This is a genomic window from Collinsella sp. LCP21S3_D3, assembly GCF_052118305.1.
Classification (GTDB): domain Bacteria; phylum Actinomycetota; class Coriobacteriia; order Coriobacteriales; family Coriobacteriaceae; genus Collinsella.
Genome location: NZ_JBQKHK010000005.1, coordinates 49,572 through 63,828 on the forward strand (window position 1 = coordinate 49,572; position 14,257 = coordinate 63,828).

The following is a 14,257-nucleotide window of genomic DNA, read 5'->3' on the forward strand; positions in this document are numbered from 1 at the left end:
CACGGCTCCGGCGCCTTCATCAAACAGCGCGTCTAGGGTTTATAAGTCTTCGATATCCGTTTCTCTCTCCGGATCAAACGACATGTCACCCGAACCGACCTCAAAACGATACGTGGCAGACTTATCGCCGTTATCGAATTCAAGATTCAAAATGGTCTCGCCGTCGTAGCCAAGCGGAAGGAAATCGCTCTCGAAGTCGCCGCTGCCCAAGGTGACGCTCGCCTTAAAGCCCGTCGAGTTCGGAACCGTCATCTCCACATCGCCCGAGCCCACACTCACGTCCATCGACTTCGCGGGGGCCTGGTAAAGCTCGAACGTCACATCGCCCGAACCGACCTCAGCGCTGAGCGCATCAGTCACGCTGCCCGAAAACTCTACATCTCCCGCACCCAGGAAAAGGTCGAAACCATCACAGCTGACACCGGCAATCTGCAGATCACCCGAGCCCACGTGCGCGTTGACTCCCTTCAGATGTTCGGCAACACGGCGTGGCAGCTCAACCGTAACTGAGCGATCGATTGCCTTACCGTCATCACTTCCAAACTGGGAAACCTTGAGCGTCGAGTCCTCGACAGATGCGATGTTTTGCGTCGCGGCCTTGGAGGCATCCATACCCTTGGCAACGCGTCCCCGCTCGATAACGCGAGCCTTGTTGCCATCAACAACCTTGACGTCCACCGAAGCCGCATTGATATCGAAATCGAGGTAGCGGAACTCATCGGCATCAAAAGTCGTGCTCGAAAGCTGCTGAGGCCGAGCGGAATAGTTACCGCTATTCAAGGAATCGTCCTCGTCAAACATATCGTCAAAATCAGACAAATGGCCAGATAGAATACCGGTCGTACGCACCATATCGGAATGAGCCAATAGCCGCGAAATGCCAAAGACAAGCCCAATGATGAGCACAAACGCTCCGATGCCAACGCCCAAGCGTACCTTGGATTCATGCGAAAGCTTCATCATTCATCACCCTCTTTGGCAATCGGCTCAGCGGTGGTCGCGGTAGCCACGTCAGCATCAACCGCAGCGGAAACATTCTGAGCCCTAGCCGTCACCGATGCCGGACCAACCTGAATATCACCGCGCGCCCAATCGCCATCGAGCGCACGCGCCACCCAGTGATAGATAGGGATCGTAAAGAAGATGAGCGCAGCAAAGGGGCCGGCGCCAAACGGGAACATCAGCAAAAAGAACAGCAGCCAGCACACGGCCCAATACGGGAACGACTGGAACGGGCCCTTCGCCGGAGTCGAGCCAACTGCACCGCCACTCGTCGCCTGCGCCGTAGCGGCATTGGCGGCCTGCGCACTCCAGCTTGCCGCTTGCGCCGCCTTGGCCGCAGCATCACTCGCCTGTGTTGCCGCCTCGGTGGCACGTGCCGCCGCCTCATGGGTGCGGGCGCGCTCCGCGGCCTCGGCCTCGCGCTGGCGGGCGCGGTCCTCGTTCTCAAACTCGATATCGTCCTCGATCTCGTCGCTCGGATTGAGCAGCTCGTCCAGGCTCACGCCATAGAGCTTGGCGAGCGAGATCAGGTTCTCGGTATCGGGCGAGCTCTCTGCGCGTTCCCATTTGCTGACCGCTTGGCGCGACAGTCCCAGCTTTCGTGCCAGCCCTTCTTGACTAAAGCCTTTGCTGCGGCGAAGGTCGGCGAGCCGCTGCGCAGTTTCTACATTCATGGTTCCTCCTATGTGATGCCAGCCGTGCCGCCGGACCGTTTATGTTCTTAAGGCGCCTTGCATAGTTAAAAATCTATCCGCCACCGCCAAAAGCATGCCACCTATTCTAGTGAGATTTTTGACAACCGGCGGTTGCGGGTGCATATGAGCTGCGGAAATGTGTCCAAACAAAGCAATGGCACCTAGCTTGGTTGTCCCCGCTGCGGCGTTAACGGTAGTATGGTCGTACTGTTTATTCCGCACCGCCAACGGAGGGAGTCCCGCGCCGTGAACCGCGATTTCGCCTCATCGCTCATCCAGCTCAACAACACGTTCTATCGCGAGCACTCCGCCTCCTTTTCCGATACGCGTCAGGCCCCGTGGCCCGGCTGGGTGCGCACCATGGACATCGCGCTCGGGCAGCTCGACGTCGCCACAATCGAGCATCCCGTCCGCGTCTTTGACCTTGCCTGCGGCAATATGCGATTCGAGAACTTTGCCGCCGGCGGCGCACTTGCCGCCAAGGGCGTCGACGGCGCAAACTCCTCGGCAGATGTCAGCTGCCCGTTTGAGTTCTATGGCGTCGACTCGTGCCAAGACCTGGCTATCGATGCGCACGGTCACGCCCTGCGCATTCCCAACCTGCACTTCCAGGAACTCGACGTGCTCGACGCCCTCATGAAGCTCAACCCCGCCGAGGCGCCCGACGCGCTTTTCGATGCCCCGCTCGCCGACATCTCGGTCTGTTTTGGCTTTATGCACCACGTGCCGTCGTGCGAGTACCGCGTACGCGTACTCGACGCCCTGGTGCGCCAGACGCGCCCGGGCGGCATCATCGCCATTAGCTTTTGGGAGTTCATGAACGACGAGCGCATGGCGCGCAAGGCCGTTCGCGCCGAGGCCCGCGCCGAGCTCACCCCGCCGTTTGAGGGTTACGATTCAGCGCAGTTTGAAGCCGGCGACCACCTCATTGGCTGGCAAAACGACCGCCACGCCTACCGCTATTGCCATCACTTTGACGATCAGCAGATCACCGACCTGGTGCGCGGCGTTCGCACGTTCTACAAGAGCGGCGAGGTCCCCGTACGCGAGCTTGAGCGCTTCCATGCCGACGGTCGCAGTGGCGAGCTCAACCGCTACGTGATTCTCAAGCGCCTGTAGGCACCGACGAGCCGCCGACGAGCCGCACCGCATCTTTCGGGCAAGCTATGCCTACCCTTTTTTCAACCCATTGACGGAACGCGCAGCTATGCGTTCCATACTTATGACCAAGGAGCCTCATGGGAGCCGTCCACGTTCGCACGCCTAAGAACTTTGTGCTCGAAGAGCGCCTGGAGCGCTACGCCGATGCGATTGAGACGAACCCTGAAATCTATGCCGGAGATTGGCGCGAGGCCTGTGCGCCCGCAGGCAGCAAGTCTTTCGAACACCTTCACCTGGATCTTGGCTGCGGCAAGGGAACGTACCTTGTAGAGCGCGCGGCCCACGAGCCAAACACGCTCTTTATCGGCATGGACCAGGAGCCCATCTGCATCGCCTATGCCGCACAGAAAATCTGCGAGCAGGAACTGACCAACGCACTCGTCCTGCCCCGAGGCGCCGCATCGTTGCCGCAGCTGTTTGCCACAGGCGAGCTCGATGCCATCACCATCAACTTTCCCACGCCGCAGCCTAAGGCCAAGTACGCCAAAAAACGACTCGTCCATGTCGACCATCTGATGCTCTACCGCCCGCTTTTTTCAGCCGGCGCCACCGTCACGCTGCGCACCGACAGCAAGCCATTGCGCGACTACGCCCTGGGGCAGTTTACCGCGGCCGGCTACGACACACTTTGGGTAAGTGACAACGTTCGCCGCGACCATCCCGAGCATCCCGAGACCGAATACGAGCGCCGCACGCGCGAGATGGGTGCCGCCGTCTATGGCATTTGCGCCACTCCCGACGCGCTGCCCAGCAATGAACAGCTCACGGCGGGCCGCGCGCAGGAGCAAAGCCTTGCGTGCTACCTGCCCGACAATCTCGATGAGCTCACCTACGTGCCCCTCGGCATGGAAGAGGCCGTCGAGAACTTTAAAAACCGCGCCCGCAAGGGCAAGAAGCGCTTACCGCAGGAGTCCCAGGGGCCTCTGATGGTCGCGGCTTCGGCAAACAAGCGCAAATAGGCGCCAGCAAACGACCCTCAAATCTAAGTGAGTAGACTTTTTTGCAATAGCCAAGTACAACCCGCATAACCAATACTAAAACCGCAGGTAGAGCCTTTGCGCAAAAGCCATGTGCTCGCGATATTGCAAAAAGTCTACTCACTTAGCTGGCAAATGCACCAAACAGCTGGGCAGAACGCCCATTTCCTGCATTTTCTTGCCTGCGAACGCATCGATGCGACGCTACGCCATAATAGTTGGCGGACAATCGCGAGAGAAAGCAAACACATGGCACAGACCACGACAGATACCGCCGCTAGCACCGTCTCCGGTGCCGGCGCCGCCAGCTCGTTCTCGGGCGGCACGGGAACCGAAGCCGAGTTTGGCTCGCTCGGCGCGCTCTCTCCCACCTGGTGGGAGCCCGAGGACGGCAGCGAGCCCGAACCATGGCTCACGCCCGATCAGGCCTTCGAACGCTTCTTTGAATGGACGAGCGACCGTGGCATTGAGCTGTGGGATCACCAAGAAGAGGCCCTCATGGACCTGGCCGCCGGCGATCACGTCATTTTAGGCACACCGACCGGATCGGGTAAATCGCTCGTCGCGCTGGGCATGCTCTTTATGGGCATGGCTCAGGGCAAGCGCTGCTATTACACGGCCCCCATCAAAGCCCTGGTCAGCGAAAAGTTCTTCGACCTGGTACAGGTACTCGGCCGCGATAACGTCGGCATGATCACCGGCGATACGCATATCAATACCAAGGCGCCCGTCATCTGCTGCACGGCCGAAATCCTTGCCAACGATGCGCTGCGCGAGGGCAAGGGCGCCGACGTGGGCTGCGTCGCCATGGACGAGTTCCACTACTTTGCCGACCCCGACCGCGGCTGGGCCTGGCAGGTACCGCTGCTCACCCTGCCCCACACGCAGTTTATGCTCATGAGCGCCACGCTCGGCGATGTCACCGCCATCGCCGCCTCGCTCGAGGAGCACACCGGCGCTGCTTGCGACTTGGTTGTCGATGCCCCGCGTCCTGTTCCGCTGAGCTACGACTATGTGACGACCTCCCTCGAGGGCACGGTCGAGCTCGCCATGCGCCGTGGCGAGGCCCCGCTCTATATCGTGCACTTTAGCCAGGATGCCGCCCTTGCGACGGCACAGTCGCTCGCCAATTTTGGCATCGCCAGCAAGGAGCAGCGCGAGGCCATTAAGGAAGCGGCAAAGGGAACGAGCTTCTCCACGGCCTTTGGCAAGATTCTCAAGCGCCTGCTTGGATGCGGCGTCGGCGTGCACCATGCTGGCATGTTGCCGCGCTATCGCCTGCTGGTCGAGCGCCTGGCGCAGCAGGGCCTGCTGCCCGTCATCTGCGGTACCGATACGCTCGGCGTCGGCATCAACGTACCCATCCACACCGTGGTGCTCACCGCGCTCACCAAGTTCGATGGTTACAAGATGCGTCGCCTGCGCGCCCGCGAGTTCCATCAAATTGCCGGTCGCGCCGGTCGCTCGGGCTTCGATACCGAGGGCATGGTAATCGCCGAGGCACCCGAGCACGAGATCGAGAATGCCAAGCTTATGGCCAAGGCGGGCGACGACCCCAAAAAACTCCGTAAGATTAAAAAGAAAAAGGCCCCCGAGGGCTTTGTCTCATGGAACAAGCAAACTTTTGAGCGCCTGATCGAGACGCAACCCGAAACACTCAAGCCACGCCTGCGCATCACGCACTCTATGGTGATTAGTGTGGTCGAGCAGGGCGGCAATGCCCGAGCCCGCGTACACGACCTCATCGAGACAAGCCTGCAGACCCCCGAAGAAAAGGCCAAGCTTGAGGTTCGCGCCGACGAGATCTTCGCCACGCTCATCGACTCCGGCGTCGTCGTGCGCACCGAGGTGCCGCCCGCACCCGACGCTCCGGCTGACGCCGCGCCGGACATCGACTACGCGCTGACGGTCGACCTGCCCGAGGACTTTGCGCTCGACCAGCCGCTCTCGCCGTTTTTGCTTGCCGCGCTGGAGCTGCTCGACCCCGAAAGTGAGACCTATACCATGGACCTCATCTCGATGGTCGAGGCCACGCTCGAGGACCCCAAGCAGGTATTGCGTGCACAGGAGCGCGCCGCACGCGATCGCGCTATGGCCGAGATGAAGGCCGACGGCATCGAGTATGAGGAACGCTTGGAGCGCATTCAAGACGTCACGTACGAAAAGCCGCTCGAGGATTTGCTCGACGCCGCTTTTGACAAGTACTGCCAGGAAGTGCCCTGGGCAAACGACTACCAGCTCTCTCCCAAGAGTGTCCTGCGCGATATGCTGGAAAGCGCGAGCGATTTTAAGGGTTACATTCAAAAGCTCGGCATCGCCCGCTCCGAGGGCATTTTGCTTCGCTACCTGGCAGAGGCCTACCGTTCGCTCGACCGCACCGTACCCATCGAGAAGCGCGACGAGCGCCTGCGCGACATTATCTCGTGGCTGGGCTTTGTGGTGCGCTCGGTGGACTCGAGCCTGGTGGACGAGTGGGAGAACGCCGGCAACCCGGCAGCCCTCGATGCCGCGCCGCCACAGGGCATCGACGAGGTCGTGGCGGACCGCCGCGGCTGCACGCTGCTGGTGCGCAATGCGCTCTTCCGCCGCGTGACCCTTGCCGCCCGTGAGCACGTTCGCGACCTGGGCGAGCTCGACGACGACTGGGGCATGAGCGAGATCCGCTGGCAAAAGGCCCTCGATGCCTACCATGAGCAGCACGAGGAAATCCTCACCGACGGAGACGCCCGCAGCGCCGCGATGTTTTCCATCGATGAATCCGACGAGAAGACCGCGCACGTATGGCACGTGCACCAGATCTTTGCCGACGAGGACGGCGACCACGACTTTGGCATCATGGGCGATGTCGATCTGGACGCCACGCAAGACGGCGGTGAAGTCATCTTCAAAAACTACCGCGTCGGCTTTATCGAAGACTTGCTCGAGGACTAGTCGAACATACTGGAACGAAACGAAGCGGGGCCGTTGGCAATATCGCCAGCGGCCCCGTTTTTGCACTATACGCTATGCCTTACTCGGTATCCTCGACCTCATACGAATCCGCCTCGGCTGGCTCATCGTTTGTCTCTGGCGCAGCCCCGCGCGCCTCGTCAAACGCCGCCTTCATGGTCTTGTTGCCCCACGTGAGCTTGCGAATGGTAAGATCATCGGCCTTCTTGTTGGCTAGGCGCAGATTGTTCTCGGAGGACAGCAATGCCTCCTTGGTTTTCTGCAGATGGTTAATCGTCTTGTCGATCTCATCGATTGCCGTTTGGAACTTGCGGCTCGCGATCTCGTAGTTTCGACCGAAATCATTCTTGAACTTCTCTATCTTGGCTTCGAAGTTCGTGACGTCGATATTCTGCTGTTTGTACTCCGCTAGCTCCTGCTTATAGCGCAGTGAGCCCATGGCGGCGTTGCGAAGGAGCGTGATCATGGGAATGAAAAACTGCGGGCGAATCACGTACATCTTCTCGTAGCGATAGCTCACGTCGACTATCCCTACGTTATAGAGCTCGCTCTCGGGCTCGAGCAGCGTGCAGAGCACCGCGTACTCACAGCCTTTCTGGCGACGATCGTGATCGAGTTTCTTAAAGAAGTCCTCGTTTTTATGCTTGGTCGCGGTCTCGTCGTTTTCGTTTTTCATCTCGAACATAATCGAAATGACCTCGTTGCCGCTCGCGTCGCACTCGCGGAAGATAAAGTCGCCCTTGGTACCCTCGGACGCATCGTTATCCTTCTCGAAGTACGCGTTGGGAAATGCCGTCATGCGCAGACGGTTAAACTCGGTCTCGCAGTGCTGCTCGAGCGACTCGCCCACCATCTTGGTGGACAGACGGACCTTCATGTCCTTAAGGCGCTCGATCTCTTCATCCTTGTAGCGAATCAGGTCATCGCTCGCGCGCTTGGCCTGCGCAAGCTCGAGCTCGTGTGCCGCCTTGGCCTGTTCCTCGCGAGAATCGCGCACCGCCAGCTCGCTCGTCAGTTTGGCACGCGCCTCATCGCGCTCTCGCTCCGCCGCGGCGACCGCCTTCGACAGCTCCATTTTTGCAGAAAGTTCTTGCTCACGAAGCTGTGCACGAAGGCCCTCGGCCTCGCGCTCAGACTGAGCCTTTGCGGCGGAAAACTTCTCTTGTACCTTCGCGCGATAGTCAGCAAGCGCGCGCTCGGCCTCGCTGCGAGCGGCATCGAGCTCACGCTGCGACTCTGCCGCGGCAGCGGCAAGCGCCATCTCCTGGGCCTTGTCCGCCGCGGCAAGCCTGGCCTGCAGCTCGGCAATCTGAGCATCACGTGCAGCTAAATCGTTTTGAGCGGCATTGCGCGCCGCCGACTCGACGAGCTTGGCTTCGTCATCTTTGCGCTCCAGCTGCGCACGCAAATTGTCAATCTCGCGCTGGAGTTCGGCATTCTCCTTTTGAGCGTTGGCTCGTGCCTCTACCGCCGCGCGCTGGCTTGCACTCTCGCGCTCTGCGGCAGCGCCCTCGAGCTTGGCACGCAGCTCGGCGAGCTCAGCATCGCGCTTGGCAACCTCTTGTGCCAGCTGTTGAGCTGCAGCGTTCTTCTGCTCGGTAAGCTGAGCGTTGCGCTGGGACTCTGCCTCCTGCAAAGCGGCAGCCGATCGTGAACGTTCAAGCTCCAGCGCTTGCTCGCCCTCGCGCTGGACCGCCTTCACACGCTCATCCAGGTCGCGCGAAAACTCGGCATCGCGCACTTGCTTGACGATATCCGCATAGCCGGACGCGTCGACCTTAAATACTTCGCCACAATGCGGGCACTTGATCTCGTTCATAGCAGCTCCTCGCTGGACGCAAATTTCAACCGCCTACACTCTACCGCGCCGCACGGACAAAAAAGGTGCCGCCGCCATAATGGCAACGGCACCAGAACCGCCACAAAGGTGCCCGTCCCCTTTGTGGCGGTTTGTGTGACGGTTCGAGAATTACAATCCAAAGAAGCCTAGGATTTGGTCACGGCTTACGGGCTTGTACTCGTTGGCATCGAGGCCGACATCGTAGCGAAAGATAGGACGTTCGCGATCGCGGTTGCGCGTATTGGTGCGGTCTCCCCTGCTGTGGATATGCCCGTGCAGCATGATGGCGCCACGCGCCTTGCCGTTCCAGCTGAGCATGGGGTAATGGCTCATAACCAGACGATGGCCCTTGGCATAGCCGGGAGCAATCTCCAGGTAATCGCGCACGTCTTCCCAAATCTGCGGTACGTCGGGATCTTCCCAGTCGCCGTCATGGTTACCACGGATGAGCGTCACGTTCTGGCATTCAATGCGTTTACGCAGGCGCACGGCATCCGCTAGGGGCAGACGATAGGTAAAGTCACCCAGAATATAGAGGCGGTCGTCCGCAGCCACGCACTCATTGATGACATCGATGACCTTGCGGTTCATCTCCTCAACCGAGCCAAACGGTCGGTCCATGTCGTGCAAGATATTCGTATCGCCCAGGTGCAGGTCGGCGGTAAACCACATCATCGTCTCAGTCCTCATTTCGCAACGCGTCCAACTCGTGCTAAGTATACAGACGCAGCGATGCGGCAGTTACCCAAAGAGCCCGCCAAACAGTCCGCGACGGCGCTTGTCTTTCTTTTTCGACGCATCACCCTGAGTTTTCTTGTCCTGTCGCATCTTACGGTCCTGCTCCAGCTCATCGTCGTCGAGTAGCGTATCCCACTCAAACGGATCGTCCGTCAGATCGAACAGGTCGTCGTCATCAAACATGGCAGTCTCCCTTACCGATTAGCGGGCATCCACCACATAGAGGCCAACGCGCACCTGGTGCCACGGGCTACGCTCGGGGGCAACCTGCTGCACGCGGGCCTCAAATACGTCCTCATGGCCGTAATACATCATCAAGGACAGCGGACCGACCTCGTTTCCCGGAACATAGCCAAGCTTGGTGTTGCCGTAGTAGATCGCAACCGCCTCGGGATCATGGGGATTATCGCGCTCGGCGCACAGCGTCAGTTTATCGCCCGCTTTAAGATCGCCCAGGACCAAAGCGCCGTCGGCATACTGAAATCCCGCAATGTGAAACGACAGAAGAACACGTGAAGGCTCGTACATAGCAACCCCCCTAACGGCCGGATAAACCGGCGCTTAACCTTACCGAGAAGTCTACGGGTCCGTGCGGACACAAATTCATCCTGCCTGCGTCTTTTCGACCGTTTGTCCCTACGTCATCTGATTCTAATGCACAAACATGCGCACAAATTTGTGCTTCCAGTTTGCGTAAGGGGCATAGCGGAATGGCACGTCCAGCCACGTTGCCTTGTTCACGATGCTCTTCTTGTGGCTAAACGTATCGAAGCTCTCGCGTCCATGGTACTGTCCCATACCGCTCGCTCCCATGCCGCCAAAGCCCATATGGCTCGTAGCCAGATGCATGATCGTGTCGTTGACGCAACCGCCACCAAAGGGCACGTAACGCACAAAGCGCTGCTGAACCTCACGGTCCTGGCTAAAGATATACAGGGCCAGCGGCGTCGGACGATCCGTAATAAACGTCTCGGCCTCGTCTAGGCTCTCAAACGTCAGCACCGGCAAGATGGGACCGAAAATCTCCTCCCGCATCACGGCGTCATCGGGGGCCACGCCGTCCAAAATTGTCGGCTCAATCTTGAGCGAAGCCTCGCGCGCAGCACCTCCAAGCACGACCTTGTCGGGATCGATTAGCCCATTCACGCGCGCAAAATGCTTGGCATTGACGATATGCCCGTAATCCTCGTTGTCGAGCGGATGCTCGCCAAACATACGGCGCGCCTCTTCCTTGATGAGGCCCAGCAACTCGTCGTGCACACGCGTATCGACCAGCAGGTAGTCGGGCGCCACACAGGTCTGCCCCACGTTGAGCCATTTACCAAAGGCGATACGCCGTGCCGCAACCTTCAAGTTTGCCGTCGCATCCACGATACAGGGACTCTTTCCACCCAGCTCAAGCGTCACGGGCGTAAGGTTTTTACTTGCGCGCTCCATGACGAGCTTGCCGACCGGAACGCTACCGGTAAAGAAGATCTTGTCCCAGCACTCATCGAGCAGCGCTTCGTTCTCGGCGCGCCCGCCCTCGACAACTGTCACCAGGCACGAATCAAATGCCTCTTCGCAGATCTGCTTGAGCACCGCACTCGATGCCGGAGCATAGGCGCTCGGCTTGATGACCACAGTATTGCCCGCGGCAAGGGCGCCGGCGAGCGGCTCGAGCGTTAGCAAAAACGGGTAGTTCCACGGGGCCATGATGAGCGTGACGCCATAGGGCACGGCTTGCGTCTTGCACACACTCACGGCGTTGGCAAGGTCGCACGGACGCAGGCGCGGACGACTCCATCGAGCCACATGTGCGATCTGATGACGAATCTCGGAAAGCGACGTGCCGATCTCGCACATATACGCCTCGTCATGCGACTTTCCCAAATCGGTCTTGAGCGCATGGGCAATATCGGCCTCGTGGGCCCGCACCGCATCGCGTAAACTCACGAGCGCACGACGTCGAGCATCGACATCAAACGTGGCGTGCGTCTTAAAGTAGACGCGCTGGTCTCCGACGATGCGCGCAATTTCCTCGGTGTTCATGGACCCTCCTAGTTCTCGCCCTCAAACATACCACCCGCGACGACCTCGTACATGCGCATCAGCTCCAAACGGTCCATCAAAAGTGGAACGGGGTACAGCGGATTGGCCTCGGCATCGGCAGGCGCCGCCATCTCGGGAATGTCGGAGCGGCGAATGCCCGTCACATATTTGGGAATGTCCAAGGCGGCGTTCATTCGATCGACCCAATCGATAAAGGCCTCGACGGCATGCGTCAGGGCGCCCATGCCCGTCTGCCCCGTAATGGAGGCGGGCAGACCGCGCGAACTCGGGGTCATGCACCGCAAAGCGCGGGATAAGCACAAAGTCGTTAATGGGGTACTTGTGGTGCGTCTCGTCATCGGTGATAACCGCCGCGAGCGTAACTTCGCTTCCCGTGCCGGCGGTAGTGGGAACCGCAATAAGCAGCGGCAGGAGACGGTGGACGCGCAGCAGGCCGCGCATCTTGTTGATGGGCTTGTTTGGCTGCGCGATGCGTGCTCCCACGCCCTTGGCACAGTCCATGGCCGAGCCACCGCCAAAGCCGATAATGGCCTGGCAGGCGCTCTCTCTCAGCATGCTCCAGAATGCGTGGCTCGGTATAGGGCAGCACCGGCAATGCGATGCGAAAAACCGTTTGATACGTTCGGCACCAGGCGCAGCGGGCTAGATGCATAAAGGAAACTCCCTCATTTGTTGATTGGTCAACATTTGTTCGACCGATTGTACTCATCAGAGCTCGCGGGCGGCCTGCCAATCGTTAATCAATCACCATCTTCATCTCTCAAAATTGTTTTATCAAAAATCATTCCTAATAGGCTTCACATTTTGTTGCATTTATGGATAATAGAACTCGTCAAGACGCACGTCCGGAGAGGGCCCTTACGGGATCGGACAAGCGCCCCATCGCCATCCATCGAAAGGATCGAATCATGAAATTTGTTTGCCCCGTTTGCGGTTATGTGGAAGAGTTCGACGGCGACCAGCTGCCCGAGGATTTTAAGTGCCCCCAGTGCGGCGTTCCCGGTTCTCGTTTCCTGAAGCAGGAGGAGGGCAAGCTCGAGTGGGCTGCCGAGCACGTCGTGGGCGTCGCCAAGATGGAGGGTGTCTCCGAGGACATCGTTGCCGACCTGCGCGCCAACTTTGAGGGCGAGTGCTCTGAGGTCGGTATGTACCTGGCCATGGCTCGCGTCGCCCATCGCGAGGGCTATCCCGAGATCGGCCTATACTGGGAGAAGGCTGCCCACGAGGAGGCCGAGCACGCCGCCAAGTTCGCCGAGCTCCTGGGCGAGGTCGTGACCGACTCCACCAAGAAGAACCTCGAGATGCGCGTTGAGGCCGAGAACGGCGCCACCGCCGGCAAGACCGATCTTGCCAAGCGTGCCAAGGCCGCTGGCCTCGATGCCATCCACGATACCGTGCACGAGATGGCTCGCGACGAGGCCCGCCACGGCAAGGCCTTCGCCGGCCTGCTCAAGCGCTACTTTGGCTAAGCCAACCGCCTGAGAGATAATCTCTAACTTTAAAGGGCCCGAACCGCATGGTTCGGGCCCTTTTTCGTGTCTCATGAACTCGTTAACGCCCTGAAATAGGGCCACCTTCGGCATCGACTTCTCGTCAAAAACTAAGTGAGTAGACTTTTTGGAACTTGCCGAGCAGACCATCCATATTGCTCTATAAAGCCGCAGGTAAATGACTTGTTGCAAAACGGCCTGGTCGCCATCACGCCAAAAGTCTACTCACTTAGATCCGCGCTGTCCACGATCGAGCTGTTTTGTGTCCAATGGACATCTTTCCGTCGATTACTCCCAATTTTGTCCAGTCAACGAATAGTTCAGACCGGAGTAATGCCTCAGCCCTTTGCTCATCCGAGCTTTTTTCGCGATATTCAACATCGAGCATCCTGCATACGGCCTTAACGATCGCACGGAATCTATCCTCATCGGATATCTGTCCGTGTGTCAGGAGAAGCACGTCGTAGCCCATGGCTTGAAGCGCCGTCATGCGATCAGCGTCACGCAAGCCATCCCCCGCGCGCCCGTGCGAGGCCTTTCCCTGACATTCAATGGCCACCTGTCGCCTCCCGTCCGGCGAGGAAAGAAGTAGATCGATATATACGCGGGTCTTTCCTACAATCGCTCGTGCACTTGTGCTTAGCATCACTTTGACATTGAGCTCTATGCCGCAAAACCCTTCACCTCCCAGGACTCGCGGCAGTCCAAGCAACAAATACGCCTCGACCTCAAAAGGCGAAGCGGCACCCAATGGAACGAGTTGCGACACCGCCATAAATCGATTGCCGTAACGCATCCCGCAAACATCTGAACAAAAACGGTCAAGGTCCCCATCCGAAACCAAAGCGTCGCGACGCCACAAATTTGAGGCGGCGCCGCCCTCGGACGGGCAGCGCACCCAACCCAACGTTGTCGAAATCGTACCCGAATCAATTGCACGCGAAAGCTCCACCTCAAGTGCCGCCGGCAGGGCGCATACCGCAAACAAGCCGCACATCTCCGCCAATACCAGAAGAAGTTGGAGATCCGTCAGATGTCGAGACATGATAAATGCCGTCAGTAGAGGAGACGTGACCAAAAATCCATGCTCCGTTTCCAGCATGGATTCCCTGGGGAGTTCACCAAGAAACAGCCGCTGCCTAATGTTGGCAGGGCAAGTCCGTTTGTTTCTCGTCCGAACCAATGTATACAACGGAAAACCGAGCGCGACCGCAGCCGTCGGGTTGCGGACGAGGTCATATCGCTGCCGGTCTTCATCCGGCCGCGGAAGCGGAGGACACAAAGCGCGGACTTGAGGGGGCAAACGCCAGTACCTAAAAGCCGATATGTCACAAAGTAGATCCTTCATAGGCA

Annotated in this window: 13 protein-coding genes and 1 pseudogene; 4 read left to right on the plus strand and 10 right to left on the minus strand. The window is 59.1% G+C overall.

Annotated features, from left to right (window positions below; all coding sequences use genetic code 11):
• Positions 1-39 precede the first annotated feature (39 nt).
• Positions 40-960, minus strand: a complete 921-nt coding sequence (locus tag ACTQ1S_RS03455) for a DUF4097 family beta strand repeat-containing protein (protein WP_441547079.1) — start codon at positions 958-960, stop codon at positions 40-42.
• Positions 960-1,676, minus strand: a complete 717-nt coding sequence (locus ACTQ1S_RS03460) for a helix-turn-helix domain-containing protein (protein ID WP_441547080.1) — start codon at positions 1,674-1,676, stop codon at positions 960-962. The genes ACTQ1S_RS03455 and ACTQ1S_RS03460 overlap by 1 nt, the downstream gene beginning before the upstream one ends.
• A gap of 267 nt (positions 1,677-1,943) precedes the next feature.
• Between ACTQ1S_RS03460 and ACTQ1S_RS03465 the strand changes: the two genes are divergently transcribed.
• From ACTQ1S_RS03465 to ACTQ1S_RS03475, 3 genes are all read left to right on the plus strand, one after another.
• A complete protein-coding gene (locus ACTQ1S_RS03465) occupies positions 1,944-2,816 on the plus strand; it encodes a class I SAM-dependent methyltransferase (RefSeq protein WP_441547081.1) in 873 nt (290 codons plus the stop codon).
• A 119-nt stretch (positions 2,817-2,935) separates the two neighbouring features.
• Complete coding sequence (gene trmB, locus ACTQ1S_RS03470) at positions 2,936-3,817, plus strand: tRNA (guanine(46)-N(7))-methyltransferase TrmB (RefSeq protein WP_441547082.1); 882 nt, start codon at positions 2,936-2,938, stop codon at positions 3,815-3,817.
• Positions 3,818-4,084: 267 nt separating this feature from the next.
• Positions 4,085-6,766, plus strand: coding sequence for a DEAD/DEAH box helicase (locus tag ACTQ1S_RS03475; protein WP_441547083.1), 2,682 nt, complete (start codon positions 4,085-4,087; stop codon positions 6,764-6,766).
• A gap of 79 nt (positions 6,767-6,845) precedes the next feature.
• On the opposite strand, the gene ACTQ1S_RS03480 is transcribed toward ACTQ1S_RS03475, so the two are convergent.
• The 7 genes and pseudogenes from ACTQ1S_RS03480 to ACTQ1S_RS03510 all read right to left on the minus strand — a co-directional run.
• Entirely contained in the window at positions 6,846-8,603 is a 1,758-nt protein-coding gene (locus ACTQ1S_RS03480) for a DUF2130 domain-containing protein (protein ID WP_441547084.1), read from the minus strand.
• Positions 8,604-8,753: 150 nt separating this feature from the next.
• Entirely contained in the window at positions 8,754-9,299 is a 546-nt protein-coding gene (locus tag ACTQ1S_RS03485) for a metallophosphoesterase (RefSeq protein ID WP_441547085.1), read from the minus strand.
• A 66-nt stretch (positions 9,300-9,365) separates the two neighbouring features.
• Positions 9,366-9,545: a hypothetical protein gene (locus ACTQ1S_RS03490; RefSeq protein WP_441057136.1), complete on the minus strand. Its 180-nt coding sequence runs from the start codon at positions 9,543-9,545 to the stop codon at positions 9,366-9,368.
• An 18-nt stretch (positions 9,546-9,563) separates the two neighbouring features.
• Entirely contained in the window at positions 9,564-9,890 is a 327-nt protein-coding gene (locus ACTQ1S_RS03495) for an HIRAN domain-containing protein (protein WP_117655201.1), read from the minus strand.
• A 123-nt stretch (positions 9,891-10,013) separates the two neighbouring features.
• The gene (locus ACTQ1S_RS03500; protein WP_441547086.1) at positions 10,014-11,393 is read right to left on the minus strand and encodes an aldehyde dehydrogenase; all 1,380 of its coding nucleotides are present in this window, start codon (positions 11,391-11,393) and stop codon (positions 10,014-10,016) included.
• Positions 11,394-11,401: 8 nt separating this feature from the next.
• Complete coding sequence (locus tag ACTQ1S_RS03505; protein ID WP_441547129.1) at positions 11,402-11,689, minus strand: hypothetical protein; 288 nt, start codon at positions 11,687-11,689, stop codon at positions 11,402-11,404.
• A gap of 52 nt (positions 11,690-11,741) precedes the next feature.
• Positions 11,742-11,969 (minus strand): annotated as a pseudogene (locus ACTQ1S_RS03510) (iron-containing alcohol dehydrogenase); the annotation flags it as partial.
• A gap of 353 nt (positions 11,970-12,322) precedes the next feature.
• Between ACTQ1S_RS03510 and ACTQ1S_RS03515 the strand changes: the two are divergent.
• Entirely contained in the window at positions 12,323-12,883 is a 561-nt protein-coding gene (locus tag ACTQ1S_RS03515) for a ferritin family protein (RefSeq protein ID WP_154517090.1), read from the plus strand.
• A 250-nt stretch (positions 12,884-13,133) separates the two neighbouring features.
• Here ACTQ1S_RS03515 and ACTQ1S_RS03520 read toward each other — a convergent pair whose 3' ends face one another.
• The gene (locus ACTQ1S_RS03520) at positions 13,134-14,006 is read right to left on the minus strand and encodes a hypothetical protein (protein WP_441547087.1); all 873 of its coding nucleotides are present in this window, start codon (positions 14,004-14,006) and stop codon (positions 13,134-13,136) included.
• Between the last annotated feature and the right edge of the window lie 251 nt (positions 14,007-14,257).

What these genes read in the sequence shown, in the direction of transcription:
- trmB (WP_441547082.1), top strand. Translation starts at nt 2,936, where the DNA reads ATGGGAGCCGTCCACGTTCGCACGCCTAAGAACTTTGTGCTCGAAGAG.
- ACTQ1S_RS03455 (WP_441547079.1), bottom strand. Translation starts at nt 960, where the DNA reads ATGAAGCTTTCGCATGAATCCAAGGTACGCTTGGGCGTTGGCATCGGA.
- ACTQ1S_RS03475 (WP_441547083.1), top strand. Translation starts at nt 4,085, where the DNA reads ATGGCACAGACCACGACAGATACCGCCGCTAGCACCGTCTCCGGTGCC.
- ACTQ1S_RS03460 (WP_441547080.1), bottom strand. Translation starts at nt 1,676, where the DNA reads ATGAATGTAGAAACTGCGCAGCGGCTCGCCGACCTTCGCCGCAGCAAA.
- ACTQ1S_RS03480 (WP_441547084.1), bottom strand. Translation starts at nt 8,603, where the DNA reads ATGAACGAGATCAAGTGCCCGCATTGTGGCGAAGTATTTAAGGTCGAC.
- ACTQ1S_RS03515 (WP_154517090.1), top strand. Translation starts at nt 12,323, where the DNA reads ATGAAATTTGTTTGCCCCGTTTGCGGTTATGTGGAAGAGTTCGACGGC.
- ACTQ1S_RS03495 (WP_117655201.1), bottom strand. Translation starts at nt 9,890, where the DNA reads ATGTACGAGCCTTCACGTGTTCTTCTGTCGTTTCACATTGCGGGATTT.
- ACTQ1S_RS03485 (WP_441547085.1), bottom strand. Translation starts at nt 9,299, where the DNA reads ATGATGTGGTTTACCGCCGACCTGCACCTGGGCGATACGAATATCTTG.
- ACTQ1S_RS03500 (WP_441547086.1), bottom strand. Translation starts at nt 11,393, where the DNA reads ATGAACACCGAGGAAATTGCGCGCATCGTCGGAGACCAGCGCGTCTAC.
- ACTQ1S_RS03490 (WP_441057136.1), bottom strand. Translation starts at nt 9,545, where the DNA reads ATGTTTGATGACGACGACCTGTTCGATCTGACGGACGATCCGTTTGAG.
- ACTQ1S_RS03505 (WP_441547129.1), bottom strand. Translation starts at nt 11,689, where the DNA reads ATGACCCCGAGTTCGCGCGGTCTGCCCGCCTCCATTACGGGGCAGACG.
- ACTQ1S_RS03520 (WP_441547087.1), bottom strand. Translation starts at nt 14,006, where the DNA reads ATGCTGGAAACGGAGCATGGATTTTTGGTCACGTCTCCTCTACTGACG.